Origin of the sequence: Bradyrhizobium sp. HKCCYLRH1030 (assembly GCF_051168395.1) — a bacterium.
Lineage (GTDB): Bacteria > Pseudomonadota > Alphaproteobacteria > Rhizobiales > Xanthobacteraceae > Bradyrhizobium.
The window spans coordinates 897,286-916,006 of sequence record NZ_JBNPUY010000001.1 but is presented as its reverse complement, the minus strand read 5'-3'; the positions used below and the strand labels follow the sequence as shown (position 1 = coordinate 916,006).

The following is an 18,721-nucleotide window of genomic DNA, read 5'->3' as shown; positions in this document are numbered from 1 at the left end:
GATCCATGGTTCTCAGTGAAGACTTGCCGATCGTGGCGCTGGTTCCCGGTGATTGCACCGGTATCGGTCCTGAGCAGACGGCGCGAATCCTCTCCGATCACCGGCTGGCCGATGCGGCGCGCCTCGTCGTGGTGGGCGATGCCCGCGTGCTGGAGATGGGAATGGTGCATGCCGGCGTGAGCCTCGATATCGAGCGGATCGGCTCACCCAGGGAGGCTTCCTGGGTTTCCGGCAAGATCCAGCTGATCGATCTCGGCAACACCGACCCGTCGAGGCACCCGATCGGAAAGGCCAGCGCCGAGTCCGGGCGGCTCACCGGAGAGACGCTGTCGCGGGCGATCGATCTTGCCAAGGACGGCGCGATCGATGCCATCACCTTCGCGCCCTTGAACAAGCGGGCGATGTTCGACGGCGGCTGGAGGTACCCGGACGAGCACAAGATGTTCGCGGACCTGCTCGGGCACCGTACGTATTTTTCTGAAATGAACGTGTTGGATGGACAATGGATGTCGCGCGTCACCGGGCACCAGTCCCTGCGCGAGGCGCTGAACGACATCAGCCCGCCGCGGATCACCGATGCGGTGGTCCTCGTCGACAGGATGATGCGGAGATCCGGAGTCGCCGCGCCGCGGATCGCCGTGGCCGCACTGAATCCGCATGCCGGCGAGGGCGGCTTGTTCGGTCGCGACGAGATCGAGATGATCAAGCCGACGGTCGAGGCGATTGCGAAACAGGGCATTGTCTGCAGCGGTCCGTATCCGGCGGATACGGTTTACATTCGCGCGTTTGCCGGCGAGTTCGACAGCGTCGTCGCGATGTATCATGACCAGGGGCAGATCGCGACGAAGCTGCGCGGCTTCAATCGCGGAGTGACCGTCACGGCCGGCCTCGAGACCGTCTTCACCACGCCCTCGCACGGCACGGCGTTCGACATCGTCGGCAAGGGCGTCGCAGACACCGGCGCGCTCGAAAGCGCGGTCCGGCTCGCCGCGCAATTGGCCTCGTTCAAAGCCCGGGAGATGTCACATGCACACTGATCGCAGGACCCTGCTTCAGGCCGCCGCCGCTCTTCCCTTGTCCGCGGTCGGCGCGAATGCGGCATTTGCACAGGCTCAGGCACCGGCGGCGCCCGCCGCGGCGCCGCCCAAGGAGGTCACGCGTACGCTTGCGCGGTACATCGTCTCGGCGGGATATGATGATCTGCCGGTCAAGGTCCGCAAGGAAGGCGTGAGGACGCTGCTGAACTGGGTCGGCGTCGCGATCGGCGGGTCGCGACACGAAACGGTCGACATCGCGGTCGCGGCGTTGGCGCCGTTCTCCGGCCCGCAGCAGGCGTCGCTGTTCGGCCGGCGCGAGCGGTTCGACATCATGAACGCCGCCTTCATCAACGGCGTGTCCAGCCACATCTTCGATTTCGACGACACCCATCTGAAGACGATCATCCATCCGGCCGGCCCGGTGGTTTCGGCGATCATTGCGCTCTCGGAAATGCAGCCGGTGTCCGGAAAGGAGTTCTTGAATGCGCTCGTCCTCGGTGTCGAGACCGAGTGCAGGATCGGCAACGCCGTCTATCCGAACCACTACGATGTCGGCTGGCACATCACCGGGACTGCCGGGGTGTTCGGCGCGGCTGCGGCTGCCGGCAAGCTGTTGAAGCTCAACGAGCAGCAGATGACCTGGGCGCTGGGCCTCGCCGCGTCGCAGCCGGTCGGCCTGCGCGAATCGTTCGGGTCCATGAACAAGAGCTTCAACCCCGGCCGTGCGGCGTCAAACGGCATATTTGCCGCCCTTCTGGCGTCGAAGAATTTCACGTCGTCGGACGGGATGATCGAGGCGAAGCGCGGCTGGGCCAACACGATCAGCACGAAGCAGGACTATGGCGAGATCGTCGGAGATCTCGGCAAGCGTTACGAAGCCGCCCTCAACACCTACAAGCCGTTCGCTTGCGGCATCGTTCTGCATCCGGCGATCGACGCTGCGATTCAGCTGCGTAACGAGAACAGGCTGACGGCCGACCAGATCGACCATGTCGATCTCAAGGTCAACCCGCTCGTGCTCGAGCTGACCGGCAAGAAGACGCCGCAGCAGGGGCTCGAGGGCAAGTTCAGCATCTATCACGCGGTGGCCGTGGCGATCGTGGAAGGCGCGGGCGGAGAGAAGCAGTTCAGCGATCGCGCGGTAACCGATCCGACGGTGCTGTCGCTGCGTAGCAAGGTCATTCCGGTCATCACGCCCGAGATCAAGCCGGAGCAGGTCGAGATGACGATCGTGCTGAAGGATGGGCGGAAGATCAGCCGCCGCATCGAGCACGCCGCCGGCAGCGTGGAAGTGCCGATGACCGACCAGCAGCTCGAGGCGAAGTTCGTGGACCTCGCCGACGGCATCGTTCCGGCGGCGTCGATCCGGCGGATCATGGACGCCTGCTGGAATGTCGAGAGTGTGTCGAATGCTGCCGACATCGCGAAGATGTCGGCGTCGGCCTGACGATGGCGAGGAGGGCCATGTCGTCGCGCCGCCGTCTGCTGCAATCGGCGGGGGCGTTTGCTGCAATCTCGGCGATGCCGATCCGTTTCTCCCGGGCCGCCGGCCCGGGCGTGACCGAGCGCCTGGCGCGCTACATGGTTGCGGCGCGTGACCAGGAGCTGCCGGAGCAGGTGATGCTCGCATGCAAGCACCGCATTCTCGACACGCTCGGTGCCATGGTGTCCGGCGCTCGGATGCATCCGGGCGAGATGGCGCTGAGATACGTGCGCAGCCTCGGCGGCGCGCCGCAGGCGTCCGTCGTCGGCTCCGACGTCCGGACGACGGCCGTCAATGCGGCGATGGCCAACGCCATGTGCGCTCACGCCGACGAGACCGACGATTTCGAACCGGTCACCAAGGCGCATCCGGGGTGCGCGGTCATCCCTGCCGCGCTCGCTATGGCTGAACGGGAGCATCGCAATGGGCGCGACGTGATCCGCGCCGTTGTGCTCGGTTACGACCTGACCTGCCGGCTTCTGATGGCGCTCGGGCCGGACCTGGTGCGCGGCTCGCACCGCAGTGCCGAGGGCACGTCGTCGACATTCGGTGCGCGAGGCGCGGCGGCCTCGTTGGCGCGGCTGGACGAGCGGGGCATGCGTCACGCCATCTCCTATTCGGCGCAGCAGGTCTCGGGGCTGTGGAGCTGGGTCAAGGACACGGACCACATCGAGAAGGCATTCGATTTCGCCGGAATGGGCGCGCGCAACGGTGTCATGGCGGTCGACATGGTGATGGCCGGGCTCACCGGCGTCGATGACGTGCTCGATGGCACCCACAACCTGTTCATCGCGCTGTCGAGCGATCCGAAGCCGGAGGAGATGGTCAGGGATCTCGGCAGCCGCTTCTACGTCACGGAGACGGCCATCAAGACCTTTTCGGTCGGCTATCCGATCCAGTCGCCGCTGGATGCGCTGCTCACGCTGCGCCGACAGCACGGACTCACTCCAGACAACGTCCGCAGCATCCTGGTCAAGCTTCCGACCGACGCGATGGGAATCGTCGGCGACAGCGCCATGCCCGACGTGAACTGTCAGCATCTCGTCGCGCTTGCGTTGGTCAAGGGGGCGGTCTCGTTCGGAGACAGTCATGATGTCGCGCTGATGCGCGACCCGACGATCCTGGAGCAACGGGCGAAGGTGACGCTCGCAGGCGACAAGGGCTTGATGGATCCGGCTGCGCCACGCGGTGCGATCGTCGAGGTGACTCTGGTCGATGGCCGCAAGGTCGATCATTTCACCAGACACCCGCCGGGCACCAAGGAGAATCCGCTGGGCACGGAGGCCGTCAACGCCAAGACCAGGGATCTGATGACGCCCGTTCTGGGGCGTGAGAAGACGGAGAAGCTGATCGACATGGTTGGGCGGCTCGAAGAAATCGACGACATCGGCCGGTTGCGCGCACTATTCGCGGCGTGATCGGCTGTCATGGCGATGAGAGGCGACGGAACATCATCGTCTGATCCATTCCCGTGGCGGCGCGGCGGGCGGCTCGTCGGCTCGGTCTTCTCCGGTGCATTCTGCGGATTGACGAAAAAAGAAGACGAAGCGGGAGAGACGAGACATGAAGCAGAGGCGGATGCAGCGGCGGAGAAGGCGACCGTGATCGGATTCCACTTCGCGTTCCCGTCGGTCGGACACGTCGAGAAAGACGGCGCCGGCTATCGGCTGATCCCATCATCGTGGAATCCGACGCTATGAAGGACCGGCACATTGTCAGCACGGCGGTACCGATGTCGGATCGCGCCAGACCACGCATGAAATCGACCGGTCTGCTCGCATCGCTTTGCTTTGCCATCGCAAGTCTTTGCTTGGGCCTCTCGGCCATGATGGCGGGAGCAGCTGCGCAGGATGCGCGCGAGATCGCTCCGACCGGCGTGCTGCGCGTCGCTGTTGCGGTCGGGCCGGCCGCCTCCGCGTTCTGGACGACACGCGATCCGGCGACAGGCAAGCCTGTCGGCGTGACAGTCGAACTGGCCAAGGCGGCCGCAGGCAAGCTCAATGTGCCGCTTGAGCTCGTCGACTATCAGAGCTCGGACGAAATCGCGGCCGCCGGCAGCAAAGGGGCGTGGGATCTGTCCTTCATGCCGGCGGATCGCAAGCGGGAGCAGTTCGTCGATCAAGGACCTGCCTATGTCGCCTATATGAGCGGGTATCTCATTCGCGCAGGCTCAGACATCACCTCCGTTGCCGATATCGACCGTCCGGGAATCCGGGTTGGCTGCATCGAAGGCACTTCGACGTCCAGAACGGTCGAGGCGAGCATGAAAAGTGCCCGCGTGACGAAATTCATCAAGCCTGAAGAGGCCGCTGAGCTGATCGGCCAGGGTCGGCTCGACGTCCTCGCCATGGGCATGGAAGCCTTGGAGGAGCTGTCGCGGCGCCTGCCGGGCAGCCGGGTCTTGAACGAGGTCATCCAATCAACGGGCGTCGTCGTGGTCGTCCCAAAGGGTAACGTGACGGCGCGGGAGTGGGCGGCCCGATTTCTTGCAGATGCCAAGGCGAATGGCACGGTACGCCGAGCGCTCGATCAAGGTGGATTTGTCACCGCCAAGGTCGCCCCGTGATGCCGCGGTGAACTCCGGCCAAGCCATATCTTTGGCTTATGAGCGCCAACGCCAAATCGTATTTTGGCTGTGCTGGAATTCCGTCTATCTCCAATTGGTGGGCGATGAAGCTGTCGGCAATCATGATGGACACGACCGGCAGGCCCGCGCAGAAGGTGCGCCTGCATGGTCCAGGCGGCCACCCGATTGTACTGCACTCGCGCTTGTTCTCCCGGCCAACGAAGAAGCGCATCTGGTTCGAGTCCTGACCTGAAAGTGAACGATCATGAAACTGGGCTGGTATTCCGAACTCGACGAGGTCGAACGCCGGACGTATTGGGCTTGCTTCGCGGGCTTTGGTCTCGACTCGCTGGATTCGACGATCTATGCGCTGGTCATCCCGGCGCTGATTGCAACAATCGGACTGACGCGCCCTGAAGCCGGCTATCTCGCGACCGCAGCCCTCGTCGGTGCAGCCATCGGTGGCTGGGGCGGGGGGATCCTTGCCGATCGCATCGGCCGCATCAAGGTCCTGCAACTGACGATCCTCTGGGTTGCCCTGTTCACGCTCGCATCGGCTTTCGCGACCGGCTTCAACTACTTGCTGATCGTGCGTTTTCTCCAGGGCCTCGGCTACGGCGGTGAGGCGGCCGTGGGTGGCGTCCTGATCAGCGAGGTCGTCAGGCCCGCGCTTCGCGGCCGGGTGGCCGCGTCGGTGCAGAGCAGCTACGCGGTGGGTTATGCGATTTCCGTCGCGCTGCTCCCCGTCATTTCATCGCTGTTTCCTGAAGAGCTCGGCTGGCGCGTGTTCTTTGCGGTCGGCATCGCGCCGGCCTTTCTCGTGTTCTTCATCCGCCGCCTTGTGCCGGAGTCCGGGCTTTATCGTCAAAGCCGCGCGGACGAGACAGCCGGACTGCCCGCCTGGACGATCTTCACCAGGGCCCATGTGCGGCGTACCGTGGCGGCGGTCACGATGGCCACCGGCATTTTCGGCGGCGCCTATGTGATGATCACGTGGCTGCCGACCTATCTGCGCACCGTCCTCAACCTGACCGTGGGGAGCAGTGCAGGCTATCTTGCCATGAACATCCTGGGTTCGTTGGTCGGACCGTTGCTCTATGGCTGGCTTTCGGATCGCACGGGCCGGCGTCCCGCATTCATGATCTTCCTGCTATGCCAGGCCGCGAACGCGAGCATCTATCTACTAGCTCCGATCGGCGCCAACACGACGATCCTGCTCAGCTTCTTTCTGGGCGCGTTCCAAGGTGGGCTGGCATCGGGAATGTTGCCGACCTTTGCCGAATTGTTCCCGACCGAGATTCGTGCGAGCGGGCAGGGCTTCTGCCTCGGTGGCGGGCGCGGGTTCGGCTCGGTCGTGCCTGCGACCGTGGGCGTGCTTGCTGCGTCGCATCCTCTTGGCTTGTCGATGGGCCTTTGCGCGCTCGCCGCCTATGGACTTGCTTTCATCGCCGCGATGGCTTTGCCCGAGACGAGCGGCGCTGACCTGCAGCGCATGATTCCGTTGGAGACGCAAGCAGGGCAGCCGGGAGACCTCGGCAACCTCCAAGCGCGGCCGTCGGAATGAGGAGGCTGAGAACGACACGCCTCGTCGAGCGAAACAAGGCGCCCAGGCTGGCCGACGAGAGCACGGAGAAGGCAACAGGGTCGGGAGGAAGACATGCACTATCGGGCCATTTTGAGCGTCATCGCATGCGTCGCAGCTCTGCACTTATCGAACAGCCTCGCCCAGACATCGAACACCGACAATCCCAACGACGCGGTCGCGGATGCACTGAATCCGCCTCCTTATGGCGACCCGATCAGCCTGGAGATGGCCAAGAAGGTGGCTGCTGCGGCCGTTGCTGAGACGACGAAGCGCAATTGGAACGCATTCTGCATCGCCGTGGTCAATCCGAGCGGTGATCTGGTCTATTTCGAAAAGCAGGACAATTGCCAATATGCGTCGATCGGCCTGTCTCAGCGCAAGGCGCGCACGTCGGCACGTTATCGACGCCCCACGCTGGTGTTCGAGACGTTGCTGGGCAAAGGCGCGTATTTCGCCTATCTCGCCACGCTCGATGACATGATCGCATCGCGAGGCGGCAATCTGCTGGTCGTGGATGGCAAGATCATCGGTGCCGTCGGTGTGAGTGGTGGGTCGGGCGCCCAGGACAACGTCGTATCCCTGGCCGGGCAAGCGGCGCTGAAGTAGACGAGACCGGGCCGGAGGCGGGGCGTGATGCAGTCGCGACCGCCGGTCAGACGGTCGGCGCGTGCGCTAGGCCGCCGGCGGGATGGCGGAAGACATGGAGTCGTCGACCAAGCTGACGCCGCGCCATTGTCCGGATGTGACGAGCGTTCGCGCGGTATCCTGGAGCTCCTTGGCGACGGCGAGGGCTGCAGGCGCCAGCAGGTCCGGCTTGATCGAATAGACATAGTTGCGTCGCGTGATCCGGGCGTCCGAGATCGGCAGGGCGCGCCAGTCCTCGCTGCTTCGTCCTCCTGCCTGCAGCGCCGACATCGGCTTGATGGTGACCCCGATGCCCTCACCGACGCAGCTCATCACCAGCGAGAGCGAGTCGATCTCAGCGACCACATTCGGCGTGATGTTGCGCCGCTCGAACTCCGCAGCTACACGCCGGCGCAGGCCATGAGTTCCCGTCGGCAGGATCAGGGGCAGCTCTGCAACTTCTGCAACTGTGATGCTGCAACGGTGGCGCGGCACCAGCGGGCTGTCGGCAGGGAGAAGCACGAACAATTCCTCGTCGAGCAGCGGAATCGCGTCGAGCTTGGATGACACGTCGTTGTTGAACAGGATGGCCAGGTCGAGCTGGCCAAGCCGCATCATGTGGGCGATGTGGCCGCTCATTCCCTCGACGACGTTGAGCAGGATACCGGGATATTTGGCGCGGATGCACTTGGTGAGCGGCAGCCCGATCGCGAGCACGGTCGTCGCGGGCAAGCCGACCGATACCATGCCGCTGACCTCTGCCGAATCCTGGCGGGCGATCGACAGCGCATGGTCGAGCTGCCGCAGCATGAACCGGGCGTGATGGTAGAGCGCAAGGCCGTTCTCGGTCGGGATCACGCCGCGCGAGGAGCGCTGCAGCAAGGGCCTGCCCACTTCCTCCTCGAGCTTTGCGATCTGCTGGCTCAGTGCGGGCTGCGCAACGAACAGGCAGCGCGATGCCTTCGAGAGACTGCCGCTCTCGACGATCTGGGCGAAATAGCGCAACTGACGCAAATCCATGAGCGGGAACCGTACTGCTTGGGAAGAACGAGACCTTGCCGCCGGGCTATATGCTCAGCTTATGGCAACTAATCCAAAACAGTATTTTTGCTAATGTCAATTTCTCTCTAAGGACGACGGTAACAGGTGTGAAGACCCTTTGGGAGGAACCAGACGATGGCGGACGCTGCGGTTCAGGGACAGGCGTTGGCCGGTCTGCCATCGTGCCGCCTCTTGATCGCCGGGGAATGGGTGAATGGTCCGCACACCGTCGCCGTGCTCGACAAATATCACCTGCAGCCCGCCATGTCCGCGCATCTGCCGTCGCGCGAGCAGGTCCGCAGCTGCATTGTCGCCGCGGAGCGGGCGTTCGAAGCCAATGTACTGACGCCCTATGATCGCGGCCTCATCCTCGATCGCGCTGCGGTCGAGCTTGAGAAGCGTGCGCCGGAGCTGGTGGAGGTGCTGCGCCAGGAGGCGGGCTTTCCACGCCGCGATGCAATGGGCGAAGTCCAGCGTTGTGCGACGACGTTTCGGCTCTCCGCCGAAGAGGCGCGGCGGCTGGCCGGCGAGATGGTGCCGATGGAAGGGGCCGCAGGCCAGAAGGGCCGCATCGGCTTCACTATCCGCGTGCCGCTCGGCGTCGTGGCCGCGATTACGCCGTTCAATGCTCCGCTCAATACGGTGGCGCACAAGGTTGCGCCTGCACTGGCGGCTGGTAACGCCGTGGTGCTGAAACCATCGCTGCATACGCCGATGACGTCCTGCATCATGGCGGAGTGCCTGATCGCGGCAGGTCTGCCATCGGGCCTGATGTCGGTGCTGCATGGCGATGGTGAGGTCGCCGACTGGTTGATGGCCGAGGCGGCAGTGAAATTCTTCGCGTTCACCGGCAGCACGGACATCGGCCGCATCATCCAAAGCAAGGCGGGACTGCGCCGCACGCAGATGGAGCTCGGCTCGATCTCGCACTGCGTGATCTGCGAGGACGCCGATCTCGATATTGCGTTGCCGAAGGTCGTCAACGCCGGCTTCCGCAAGGCCGGCCAGGTCTGCACATCGATCCAGGTGCTGCTGGTGCAGCGTTCGCTGATCGGGCAGGTGGAGCAGAGACTTTCAGAGCTCGTTGCCGGGCTGCCCTACGGAGACCCCGGCGAGGACGACACCGTTGTTGGGCCGGTCGTCAGCGAGGCCGCCGCCCAGCGCATCGAGTCCTGGATCGCGCTGGCCGAGCAGAGCGGCGCGCGGCGTCTGGTCGGCGGCGCGCGGGTGGGCGCCGTGGTTCCTCCCACGCTGCTCACGAATGTCGACAAGGCGACCCCGCTCGGCTGCCAGGAAGTGTTCGGGCCTGTGATGTGCGTCGCGCCCTTCGATGTGCTGGACGAGGCGATCGCGCGCGTCAACGACACACCTTATGGACTTGCCACGGGCATCTTCACAAAACGCCTGGACGAGGCTCTGCAGGCCGCGCGGCAATTGCAAGTCGGTGGCGTTCACATCAACGAGACGCCGAGCTCCCGCGTGGACCTCATGCCGTATGGCGGCTCCAAGGATTCCGGTTTCGGCCGCGAAGGGCCGCATTACGCGATCCGCGAAATGAGCGAAGAGCGTATCGTGACGATCCTCGCATGACGCGGACCGTCACCTGACAAGGATCTGACCATGACCAAGATGAAGGGCGGCGAAGTCATCGCCGAATATCTCGTCAAGCAGAAGGTGCCCTTCGTAATCGGCATCTGCGGACACGGCAATGTCGGCATTCTTGATGCGCTGTATCAGGTGCGTGACCGCGTCAAGCTGGTGTCGCCCCGCCACGAGCAATGCGCCGGTCACATGGCCGACGCTTATTTCCGCGTCAAACACAGTCCGGTCGCGACCCTGACCTCGACCGGGCCGGGCTCGGCCAACATGGTGATGTCGCTCGCAACTGCGTTGTCGGACTCCTCGAGCTTCCTTGCGATCACCGCCAACGTGCCCACGTCGCAGGCCAACCGCGCGCCGTTTCAGGAACTATACGCGCACAACCAGGCCGATTTCGCCCAGGTGCTGCGCCCGGTGGTGAAGCGTTCCTTCCAGCCCAGTCGCGTCGACATGCTGCCGCTGGCGCTGCGCCAAGCCTTCGACACCATGGTCACGGGACGTCCCGGTCCGGTCAATCTCGATATTCCGTACAATGTTTTTCAGGAGGAGGCCGACGTCGAGCTGCCGGCGCTGTCGCATGTTCACGGCAGTCACCGGCCGAGTGCGAGCGAGGCCGACGTCACCAAGGCGCTCGATCTGATCGAAGCCGCCAGGCGGCCGGTGTTCTTCATCGGGCAGGGCACGACGCTCTCGGAGGCCGGTCCCGAGATCGGCGCGCTGCAGAGCCGCTACGGCATTCCAGTCATCACCTCGCCCAATGGCATGGGCTGCGTGCCGGCGGATGATCCACTGACGCTCGGCTTCATTGGCCGCAACGGCGCTTATCCCGCCAACCAGGCCGGCCGTCACGCCGATCTCGTGCTCTGCATCGGAACGCGTTTCGACGATCGCTCGTCCTCGAGCTGGCACCAGGGCTACTCGTGGAATTTTCCGTCGACCAGGCTGCTGCAGGTCGACATCGATCCGGCGGAGCTCGGCCGCAACTATCCGCCGACGCTCGGCATCATCGCCGACGCCAAGACCTTCGCCGGGCAACTGCTCGCGGCGCTGGAGCGTCGCCCCGCGATCCGTCGCGAAAATTTCGCGGCGTGGCGCGACGAGATCGCGACCTGGAAGGCGGAGTGGGAGGCGTTCGTGCGGCCGCACTTCAGCGCCGACACCACGCCGATCCGGCCGGAATATGTCGTCGGAGCCCTGCAGGACGTGCTGCCGGACGACGTCATCCTGTCGCTCGATTCCGGCGTGCATCACAACTGGTTCATGCAGTTCTGGCAGCCGAAGCGGCCGCAGAGCATGCTGAACAGCTGGGGCTTTTCGTCGATGGGGTTCGGCGCCTGCGGCGTGCTCGGCGCGCAGCTGGCCGCGCCCGACCGTCCCTGCGTCGCCGTCGTCGGCGACGGCGGCTTCATGATGGCGCCCTACGTCGTCGCCACGGCCGTCGAATATGACCTGCCGTGCGTCTGGATCGTCTGGAACAACTTCGCCTGGAGCGCGATCCGCGATTTGCAGTATGGCCTGTTCGAGGGCCGCGAGCTCGGCACCGCGTTCTATCGCGGCAATCAGGGGCCCGGCGGAGATCGCTACAACCCCGACTTTGCCGCCTGGGCGCGCGCCTGCGGCGCCGACGGCGTGACGGTGACCCGCAGCGCCGACCTGCGCGGTGCAGTCGAGACCGCGATCAAGAACCGCCGCCCCTGCGTGATCGATCTGCATGTCGACGCCGAGGTGCGGCCGCCATCGACGGGCACCTGGGAGCTGCCGCCGATCCCATTCAAGGAGCCGGTGTTCGGCAAGCCTTACAAACGCGACTGACGATACAAAACAAAGATAACAACATTGAGAGGGAGGAGCACCATGTTGAAGCGTGATCTGAACCGGCGATCTTTCATGCGCGCGTCGGCCGGCGTGGCTGCCGCATCCGTGCTCGGCGTCGGCGGTCCCGCGCGAGCCCAGTCCGATGGGCCCGTCCGCATCGGCATGATCTATGCCAAGCAGGGGCCGGGCGCCTCGATCGGTGAGTACCTGCAACGCGGCAGCGCGCTTGCGGTCGAGCAGGCCGGCGGCAAGGTGCTGGGCCGCCCGATCGAGCTGGTCTGGCTCGACGAGCCCAATCCCCAGGTGTCGCAGCAGAACATGCAGCGGCTTGTCGACGAGAGCAAGGTGGTCGCCGTGGTCGGCGGCAACTACTCGTCCTCGGCGCTCGCCATGATGAGCGTTGCCAATCGCGAGAAGGTGCCGCTGATCCTCACCGGCGCCGCGGCCAGCGAGATCACCGGCAAGAGCTGCAGCAAGTACACGTTCCGCACCCAGGCGACCGTGCCGGTTCAGATGGCCGGCCTGATGCCCTACGTCTCCAGCATCGGCAAGAAGGTCTATTTCATCACGGCGTCATATGCCTTCGGCCAGGACATCCTGCGCGCCTCGCGCGCGATGCTGAAGCAGGTCGGCGCCACCGAGGTCGGGGTCGATGAGGTGCCGATCAACACCGCGGACTACAGCTCCTACATCCTCAAGATCCGCCAGGCCAAGCCGGACGTGATCGTCGGCGGCCTGGTGGGCGGCGACTTCTCCAACTTCCTGAAGCAGTGGAACGAGATGGGGATGAAGGACAAGATCCCCTATGCGGCGGTCGCCGTCACGGACACCGACTTCTGGGACGTCGGGCCGCAGGCCTCGACCGGCATCTACATCAAGCCGTGGTACTACAACAATCCGAAGAATACCGCCGCCGAGCAGAAGCTGATCGAGGATTTCAAGAAGAAGTACAATCAGCCGCCATCGGACAAGACGTGGTCGGGCTGGATCGGCATGCGGGCGCTGTTGGAATCGATCGAGGCGGCGAAGTCGACCGAGGCCGCTCAGCTCGTGGCGCATCTCGAGCAGTGGAAGAACACCGAAGGCGAGTTTCCGTTCTTCTTCCGCGACTGGGATCACCAGCTGGTGCGCCCGGCCGTCATCGTCCAGATCAAGAAGCAGATCACCGACAAGTTCGACTATTTCGACGTGCTGAAGAACACCTCGGCGACCGCCGAGGAGACGGCGAAGGCGTTCGGTACCAAGGAGGATATCGGCTGCAGCATGCCCTCGCTCTGAGGCGGCGGCGACCCTTGTTCCTGCAGCGTACTGACAGGCTCGAACGATGCTCGACACTCTCGTCTCCCAGGCGGCCAATGGACTCGTGCTCGGCTTCATCTACGTGCTGATCGCCGTAGGTCTGTCGATCACCTTCGGCCTGCTCGGCGTCATCAACTTCGCGCATGGCGCCTTCTTCGCGCTGGGGGCCTACGTGGCCTGGCAGCTGTTCCAGCTGTTCGGATGGAGCGCCGTGATCCTGGCGCCGCTGGTGGTCGGGCTGATCGGCATGGCTGTGGAGGTGACGATCATCCGCCGCCTCTACGGCAAGGAGCCGTTGCTCAGCCTGATCGTGACCTTTGCGCTGGCGCTCCTGATCGAAGCGGTGATCCGCTACGCCTGGGGCGCCGACGGCAAGCCGTTCAATCCCCCGCCGGCCTTTGCAGGGATCGTTGAAGTTGGTCCTCTCCTGATCACCAAATATCGCGTGGCCGTGCTCGGCGCGACCACGGCGACCTTGCTCGGCCTATGGGGCTTCCTGGCGTTCACACCCTATGGCCGGATCCTGCGTGCCGGCAGCCGGGACCCGGAGATGGTGGAATTGCTCGGCATCAATCTGCCGCGGGTGCTCACCGCGGTGTTCGGGCTCGGCTGCATGCTGGCGGCGATCGCCGGCGTGCTGGCCGCGCCGCTGTGGACGGTGTCGCCGTCAATGGCTGCCAATGCGGTGATGCCAGCGTTCGTGATCGTTGCCATCGGCGGCCTCGGCTCCTTTCGGGGCGCAGTGGTCGCCGGACTCGCGGTAGGGATCGTCACCTCGCTGACCATTCAGTTCTGGCCAGAGGCGGCTGCCGCATCGATGTATGCCTTGATGTTCGCGATCATGCTGCTGCGGCCGCGCGGGCTATTCGGCGAGCGCTGGGAGCGTTTCGAATGACGACGGCCAAGTCCGTGCTGCAGCGGCTCGCAAGTCACCCGGTGCTCGTGGCGGCCGCGATACTGGCGCTCGCCTCCGGCATCGCGCTCGCTGTGGGCATGCCGATCCATCGCGTGACCCAGATCGCGATCTACACGCTCTACGGCGCGGAGGTGAACTTCCTGATCGGCTATCTCGGCCTGGTGCCGTTCGGCGCGTCCTTCTTCTTCGGCTGCGCGAGCTATGCGCTGGCAATCGGCCTGGGCTTCATGCCGGCCGCCAATGAAATCACCGGTCTGGCGATCGCGGTGGCATTTTCGCTGCTGCTGGCGCTGATCGTCGGCGCCATCATCCTTCGCCGGCGCGGACTCTACTTTTCGCTGCTGACGCTGGCGTGCTCCCAGATCGCGTTCGAGATTGCGTTCAAATGGACCTCGGTGACCGGAGGCGAGAACGGCCTGCAGAACGTCGCGCGTCCCCTGTTTCGCTCCGCGCTTGCCTTCCACGGCTTCACGCTCGTCGTGGTGATCGGATCATTGTGGATGCTGTGGCGGCTGGCGCATGCGCCGTTCGGCCGACTGATGCAGGCGTTGCGCGACAACGAGCAGCGGGTCGCAAGCCTGGGTTTCGACACCTACCGCACCAAGCTGATTGCGCTCGTCATTGCCGGCGGCGGCATCGGCGTCGCCGGCGGCTTGATGGCGCTGCTGCTGCAGGGCGTCTACGCCAACAATCTGAACTGGGAGCATGCCGGTGATCCCGTGCTGATGGCGGCGCTGGGCGGCGTGCATCATTTCCTGGGGCCGTTGTGGGGCGCCATCGTCTTCATCGTCTTGGAGGACCGGCTCAGCGCCATCACGGAGAATTGGTGGCTGGTCTTCGCCCCCATCATCATCGCCTTCGCGCTGCTGTCAGATGAGGGCATTCACGGCATCTTCCAGCGTATCGCCGGCCGCAGCCGCTGGACCCTGACGCGCAATGTCATTCCACCGCGGCCGCGCGACATTGCTCCCTATGCGCCGGATCGCGCACGCCAGGCGGCGGCGACGGCCTCAGAGGTGCCAATTCTTGCGATCCGCAACCTGTCCAAGCATTTCGGCTCGATCGTGACACAGCACGACGTGTCCTTCGAGATGAGCCGCACCGGACTGCACAGCCTGATCGGCCCCAACGGCGCCGGCAAGACCACGTTGTTCAATCTGCTGACCGGTGTGCTCCGGGCCAACGCCGGCACGATCCTGTTCGAGGGCAAGCCCATCGATCAGCTGTCGCCGTACAAGCGCGCGCGGCTCGGCATCGCCCGCTCGTTCCAGATCCTGAGCGTCTTTCCCAATCTCACTGCGTTCGAGAACGTGCGTATCGCGGTCCAGGCTGCCAACCGGCAATGGACGGGTCTTTGGCGCGATGCCTATGACGATGCGGCTGCAAACGCAAAGGTGTGGTCGCTGCTCGATGCCGTAGGCCTCGCCGATCGCGCCGCCGAGCTTTGCTCCGCGCTGGCGCATGGTGAGAAGCGGCTGCTCGAGATCGCGGTGTCGCTCGCGATCGATGCCAAGCTCCTGCTGCTCGACGAGCCGCTGGCTGGTCTGGCGGAGTCGGACCGCAAGATCGTAGGCGAGCTGATCATGCGGCTGGCGAAGTCCCACGCCGTGCTGTTGATCGAGCATGACATCGACCGTGTGCTGGCCATGTCCGACCGCATCACGGTGTTGCATCAGGGCCGGCTGATCGCCGACGGCAAGCCGGTGGAAGTGGCTGCCCATCCCGAAGTCGTCACGGCCTATCTCGGCACCGCCCATGGCCAGATCGCGGCGGCTCCGTCGCGGGCGACCAATGTGACGCCGCTTCCCGGCAGCGCCGCCGCCGAGCCGCTGCTCAGGCTCGAGGGCGTGCGCGCCGGCTACGGCGGTGGCACCGTGCTCGACGGGCTCGACCTGGCCGTGCGGCCTGGCGAAGTGGTGGCGCTGCTAGGGCGCAACGGCGTCGGCAAGACCACCGCGCTGCGGGCCATCACAGGCACGGTGCCGGCGAGCGGCGGTCGCATCATTTTCGACGGCAGGGAGCTCAACCGGCTGCGTCCGGACGAAATCAACCGGCTCGGCATCTCGCTGGTGCCGGAAGGACGCCGGCTGTTTCCGAACCTGACCGTGCAGGAGAATCTCAAGCTCGCGACCCGCGCCGGCGGCGCGTCCATCGACGACGTGTTCGATCTGTTCCCGAAGCTGCGCAGCCTGCACAAGGCGCGTGCCGAAAATCTCTCCGGCGGCGAGCGGCAGATGGTGGCGATCGCGCGCGCGTTGATGGTGCCGAGCCGCCTGATCCTGCTCGACGAGCCGTTCGAGGGCTTGGCGCCCGCCGTGGTGCAAGAGGTCCGCGACGCCGTGTCCAAATTGAGGTCGCGCGCGAGCCTCGTCATCGTGGAGCATCATGCCGAGAGCGTGCTGGCGATGGCGGACCGCGCCTATGTGCTGGTGAATGGGCGCGTGGCCCATGTCGGCGATGCTGCCGCGCTCGCGGCCGATCACGAGCTGCAAGGGCGTTTGCTTGGCATCACTCAGACCGCTGATGCAGTGCAACGGGCGGCAAACGGGTCATGAGCAGCTGCGAGTTCGTGACCATCGGCACCGGCTGGCCGGCCCAATCTGAACCTTCCTGAGGAGATGAGACATGACCATCGTCGTTCCCGGACCGAACGCCTACGCGAATGCGGCGACAGAGAAGAAGGCGGTGACGCGCAATCTCGCCGAGATTTTCTGGACCCAGTATCCGGGCCACTATAACCAGGCGCTGTCGAAGGCGATCGTGACGCCGGACACCACCGGCAGCCGCTTCTTCGACCATCGCATCTCGTCCTACGAGCCCGGCGCGCATGTCGAGAGCCATTCTCACAAGGTGCAGGAGCAGATCTATCACGTGCTGTCGGGCGAGGGCATCCTGATCCTCGACGGCGAGCGCCGGCTGGTCCGTGCCAATGACGTCACCTACATTCCGCCGGGCGTGGTGCACGAATTCCACTGCACCGGCAACGACCCGCTGGTGTTCCTGGTGATCACCAGCCCGCCGACCGACGAAGAGCCAGCGCCGCGGTGAGGGGCGGGGCATGACCACGACCAAGTCCATCCTGGTCACCGGAGCCTGCGGCTGGCTCGGCTCGGCGATCGTGCAGGCGCTGCTCGCGCGCGGCGATCGCGTCGTGGCCGTCGACCTGATGGTCTCGCCGGCCATGGCCGCACTCGCCTCGCAACAACAGCTGCTCGTCAACGCGGCGATCGATCTCGGCGAGTGGCATGAAGTGCTGCGGGCGTTCCAGACATTTCGCCCCGACGCGGTCATCCATGCCGCCGCCGTGGTCGGCGTGGTCCAGGCTGCCGACATCCCGTTGAAGGCGCTGCGGGTCAATGTCGAGGGCGCGATCAACCTGTTCGAGGCGATGCGGCTCTCCGGCGTCCGGCGCGTCGTGCAGATCTCGACCGAGGAGACCTATGGCGACTTCCAGTCGGCCATCATCGACGAGGATCACCCGCAGAAGCCGGCCAGCGTCTACGGCGTGACCAAGCTCGCAGCCGAGCACTATGGTCGCGTCTATTCGCGCGATCACGGGCTCGAATGCATCAATGTGCGGACCTGCTGGGTATACGGACCGCATCTGCCGCGCCTGCGCATGCCGCGCACCTTCATCGAGGCCGCGTTGCGCGGCGAGCCATTCCATCAGGAGGACGGCGGCAATCTCGCAGTTGATCAGGTGTATATCGATGACACCGTGGCTGGCGTGCTGCTCGCGCTCGACAAGCCGCATCACAGCTTTGACGCCTACAATGTCGCGACCGGTGTGGCACCGACGCTGCGCGACACGGCCGACGCCGTCAATCGCGCCATTCCCGGTGCGAGAATCACGGTCGGCGACACCGGTCCCTATCATCATGGCGGCCGCGTGCTGAGCGCCGTCAAGGGCGCGCTCGATATCGGCCGCGCCAAAGCGGAGCTCGGCTACCAGCCGCGCTACGATCTGCAAAAAGGCATCGAGGCGACGATCGAAGCGACGCGGGCCGCGATGGCGAAGACACCATCTCCATCAAGGAATCGAAAATGACCACTTCTTCTCCGATCGTTCTCATCTTCGGCGGCTCCCGCGGCATCGGCGCCGCCTGCGCGCGGGCGTTTGCCGTCGCCGGCTGGCAGGTGGCCTCGACCTACGCCACCAGCCCGTCGGACGGAGGGCCCGGCAGGCAATACAAGGTCGACATCCGCGATGCCGCGTCGGTCGCGCAGGTCTTCGCGCAAGTTGCCGCCGACTTCGGTGCTGCGCCGCAGGCCGTCATTGCCAACGCCGGCATCAACGTGCCGGCAGGTCCGCTGGCGAGCTTCAAGCCGGAGGACTTCCGGCTGCTGATGGAGGTCAACGTCGTAGGCGCCTTCAACGTGCTGGCGGAAGCGGCGCGGCGCGTGCGCGACGCCGGCGCCATCGTCGCCATCACGACGTCGCTGGTCCGCCACGCGGTGCCGGGCACCGGGCCCTATGCGGCGACCAAGGCGGCGGTCGAAAGCCTGGTGCGGTCGATGGCGAAGGAGCTCTCGGCGCGCGGCGTTCGCGTCAATGCGGTGGCGCCCGGTCCCGTCGACACCGAACTTTTCAATGCCGGCAAGACCGAGGAGGCCAAGCAGCGCATGGCGGCGTTGAGCCCGTTCAATCGCATCGGCAAGCCGGGCGAGATTGCGGAGGTGGTGCGCTTCCTGGCCTCCGGCGAGGCCTCCTGGATCCAGGGACAGATCGTGCAGCCCAATGGCGGCATGGTGTGAG

Annotated in this window: 15 protein-coding genes and 1 pseudogene; 15 read left to right on the top strand and 1 reads right to left on the bottom strand. The window is 65.1% G+C overall.

The window, feature by feature from the left end; all coding sequences use genetic code 11:
• The first annotated feature begins 5 nt into the window (after positions 1-5).
• The 7 genes and pseudogenes from ACQR1E_RS04195 to ACQR1E_RS04165 all read left to right on the top strand — a co-directional run bounded on the left by ACQR1E_RS04195 (position 6) and on the right by ACQR1E_RS04165 (position 7,277).
• Positions 6-1,037, top strand: a complete 1,032-nt coding sequence (locus ACQR1E_RS04195) for a PdxA family dehydrogenase (protein WP_316194078.1) — start codon at positions 6-8, stop codon at positions 1,035-1,037.
• Complete coding sequence (locus ACQR1E_RS04190) at positions 1,027-2,484, top strand: MmgE/PrpD family protein (RefSeq protein WP_434896711.1); 1,458 nt, start codon at positions 1,027-1,029, stop codon at positions 2,482-2,484. Before ACQR1E_RS04195 ends, ACQR1E_RS04190 begins: the two co-directional genes overlap by 11 nt.
• A gap of 17 nt (positions 2,485-2,501) precedes the next feature.
• The gene (locus ACQR1E_RS04185; RefSeq protein WP_434896710.1) at positions 2,502-3,938 is read left to right on the top strand and encodes an MmgE/PrpD family protein; all 1,437 of its coding nucleotides are present in this window, start codon (positions 2,502-2,504) and stop codon (positions 3,936-3,938) included.
• A 129-nt stretch (positions 3,939-4,067) separates the two neighbouring features.
• Positions 4,068-4,220, top strand: a pseudogene (locus ACQR1E_RS04180) (MBL fold metallo-hydrolase); the annotation flags it as partial.
• The gene (locus tag ACQR1E_RS04175; RefSeq protein ID WP_434896709.1) at positions 4,217-5,086 is read left to right on the top strand and encodes a transporter substrate-binding domain-containing protein; all 870 of its coding nucleotides are present in this window, start codon (positions 4,217-4,219) and stop codon (positions 5,084-5,086) included. The pseudogene ACQR1E_RS04180 and the gene ACQR1E_RS04175, both read left to right, overlap by 4 nt.
• Positions 5,087-5,351: 265 nt before the next feature.
• On the top strand, positions 5,352-6,650 hold the full coding sequence (locus ACQR1E_RS04170) for an MFS transporter (RefSeq protein WP_316202128.1): 1,299 nt from the start codon (positions 5,352-5,354) through the stop codon (positions 6,648-6,650).
• 93 nt (positions 6,651-6,743) lie between these two features.
• Positions 6,744-7,277, top strand: a complete 534-nt coding sequence (locus ACQR1E_RS04165) for a GlcG/HbpS family heme-binding protein (protein WP_434896708.1) — start codon at positions 6,744-6,746, stop codon at positions 7,275-7,277.
• A gap of 66 nt (positions 7,278-7,343) precedes the next feature.
• Here ACQR1E_RS04165 and ACQR1E_RS04160 read toward each other — a convergent pair whose 3' ends face one another.
• Positions 7,344-8,315, bottom strand: coding sequence for a LysR substrate-binding domain-containing protein (locus ACQR1E_RS04160; RefSeq protein WP_315718515.1), 972 nt, complete (start codon positions 8,313-8,315; stop codon positions 7,344-7,346).
• A 156-nt stretch (positions 8,316-8,471) separates the two neighbouring features.
• Here ACQR1E_RS04160 and ACQR1E_RS04155 point away from each other — a divergent pair, with 156 nt between their 5' ends.
• The 8 genes from ACQR1E_RS04155 (at position 8,472) to ACQR1E_RS04120 (ending at position 18,720) form a co-directional block, all read left to right on the top strand.
• Positions 8,472-9,926, top strand: coding sequence for an aldehyde dehydrogenase family protein (locus ACQR1E_RS04155; protein ID WP_434896707.1), 1,455 nt, complete (start codon positions 8,472-8,474; stop codon positions 9,924-9,926).
• 30 nt (positions 9,927-9,956) lie between these two features.
• Positions 9,957-11,747: a thiamine pyrophosphate-binding protein gene (locus ACQR1E_RS04150; protein ID WP_434896706.1), complete on the top strand. Its 1,791-nt coding sequence runs from the start codon at positions 9,957-9,959 to the stop codon at positions 11,745-11,747.
• A gap of 42 nt (positions 11,748-11,789) precedes the next feature.
• Positions 11,790-13,028 (top strand): ABC transporter substrate-binding protein, encoded by a 1,239-nt coding sequence (locus ACQR1E_RS04145; RefSeq protein WP_316170357.1) that lies wholly within the window; start codon positions 11,790-11,792, stop codon positions 13,026-13,028.
• Between the two features lie 46 nt (positions 13,029-13,074).
• Entirely contained in the window at positions 13,075-13,944 is an 870-nt protein-coding gene (locus ACQR1E_RS04140) for a branched-chain amino acid ABC transporter permease (RefSeq protein ID WP_434896705.1), read from the top strand.
• Positions 13,941-16,520 carry a branched-chain amino acid ABC transporter ATP-binding protein/permease gene (locus ACQR1E_RS04135; RefSeq protein ID WP_434896704.1) on the top strand — a complete coding sequence of 860 codons (2,580 nt, stop codon included), beginning with the start codon at positions 13,941-13,943 and terminating at the stop codon, positions 16,518-16,520. Before ACQR1E_RS04140 ends, ACQR1E_RS04135 begins: the two co-directional genes overlap by 4 nt.
• A 70-nt stretch (positions 16,521-16,590) precedes the next feature.
• Positions 16,591-17,013 (top strand): cupin domain-containing protein, encoded by a 423-nt coding sequence (locus ACQR1E_RS04130; RefSeq protein ID WP_316173910.1) that lies wholly within the window; start codon positions 16,591-16,593, stop codon positions 17,011-17,013.
• Positions 17,014-17,023: 10 nt separating this feature from the next.
• Positions 17,024-18,013: an NAD-dependent epimerase/dehydratase family protein gene (locus tag ACQR1E_RS04125; RefSeq protein ID WP_434896703.1), complete on the top strand. Its 990-nt coding sequence runs from the start codon at positions 17,024-17,026 to the stop codon at positions 18,011-18,013.
• On the top strand, positions 18,010-18,720 hold the full coding sequence (locus ACQR1E_RS04120; protein ID WP_434896702.1) for an SDR family oxidoreductase: 711 nt from the start codon (positions 18,010-18,012) through the stop codon (positions 18,718-18,720). The genes ACQR1E_RS04125 and ACQR1E_RS04120 overlap by 4 nt, the downstream gene beginning before the upstream one ends.
• Position 18,721 lies beyond the last annotated feature (1 nt).

Bases quoted from the DNA above. Each gene is read 5' to 3' on its own strand.
- ACQR1E_RS04195 (WP_316194078.1), top strand. From the start codon at position 6: ATGGTTCTCAGTGAAGACTTGCCGATCGTGGCGCTGGTTCCCGGTGAT.
- ACQR1E_RS04190 (WP_434896711.1), top strand. From the start codon at position 1,027: ATGCACACTGATCGCAGGACCCTGCTTCAGGCCGCCGCCGCTCTTCCC.
- ACQR1E_RS04185 (WP_434896710.1), top strand. From the start codon at position 2,502: ATGTCGTCGCGCCGCCGTCTGCTGCAATCGGCGGGGGCGTTTGCTGCA.
- ACQR1E_RS04175 (WP_434896709.1), top strand. From the start codon at position 4,217: ATGAAGGACCGGCACATTGTCAGCACGGCGGTACCGATGTCGGATCGC.
- ACQR1E_RS04170 (WP_316202128.1), top strand. From the start codon at position 5,352: ATGAAACTGGGCTGGTATTCCGAACTCGACGAGGTCGAACGCCGGACG.
- ACQR1E_RS04165 (WP_434896708.1), top strand. From the start codon at position 6,744: ATGCACTATCGGGCCATTTTGAGCGTCATCGCATGCGTCGCAGCTCTG.
- ACQR1E_RS04160 (WP_315718515.1), bottom strand. From the start codon at position 8,315: ATGGATTTGCGTCAGTTGCGCTATTTCGCCCAGATCGTCGAGAGCGGC.
- ACQR1E_RS04155 (WP_434896707.1), top strand. From the start codon at position 8,472: ATGGCGGACGCTGCGGTTCAGGGACAGGCGTTGGCCGGTCTGCCATCG.
- ACQR1E_RS04150 (WP_434896706.1), top strand. From the start codon at position 9,957: ATGACCAAGATGAAGGGCGGCGAAGTCATCGCCGAATATCTCGTCAAG.
- ACQR1E_RS04145 (WP_316170357.1), top strand. From the start codon at position 11,790: ATGTTGAAGCGTGATCTGAACCGGCGATCTTTCATGCGCGCGTCGGCC.
- ACQR1E_RS04140 (WP_434896705.1), top strand. From the start codon at position 13,075: ATGCTCGACACTCTCGTCTCCCAGGCGGCCAATGGACTCGTGCTCGGC.
- ACQR1E_RS04135 (WP_434896704.1), top strand. From the start codon at position 13,941: ATGACGACGGCCAAGTCCGTGCTGCAGCGGCTCGCAAGTCACCCGGTG.
- ACQR1E_RS04130 (WP_316173910.1), top strand. From the start codon at position 16,591: ATGACCATCGTCGTTCCCGGACCGAACGCCTACGCGAATGCGGCGACA.
- ACQR1E_RS04125 (WP_434896703.1), top strand. From the start codon at position 17,024: ATGACCACGACCAAGTCCATCCTGGTCACCGGAGCCTGCGGCTGGCTC.
- ACQR1E_RS04120 (WP_434896702.1), top strand. From the start codon at position 18,010: ATGACCACTTCTTCTCCGATCGTTCTCATCTTCGGCGGCTCCCGCGGC.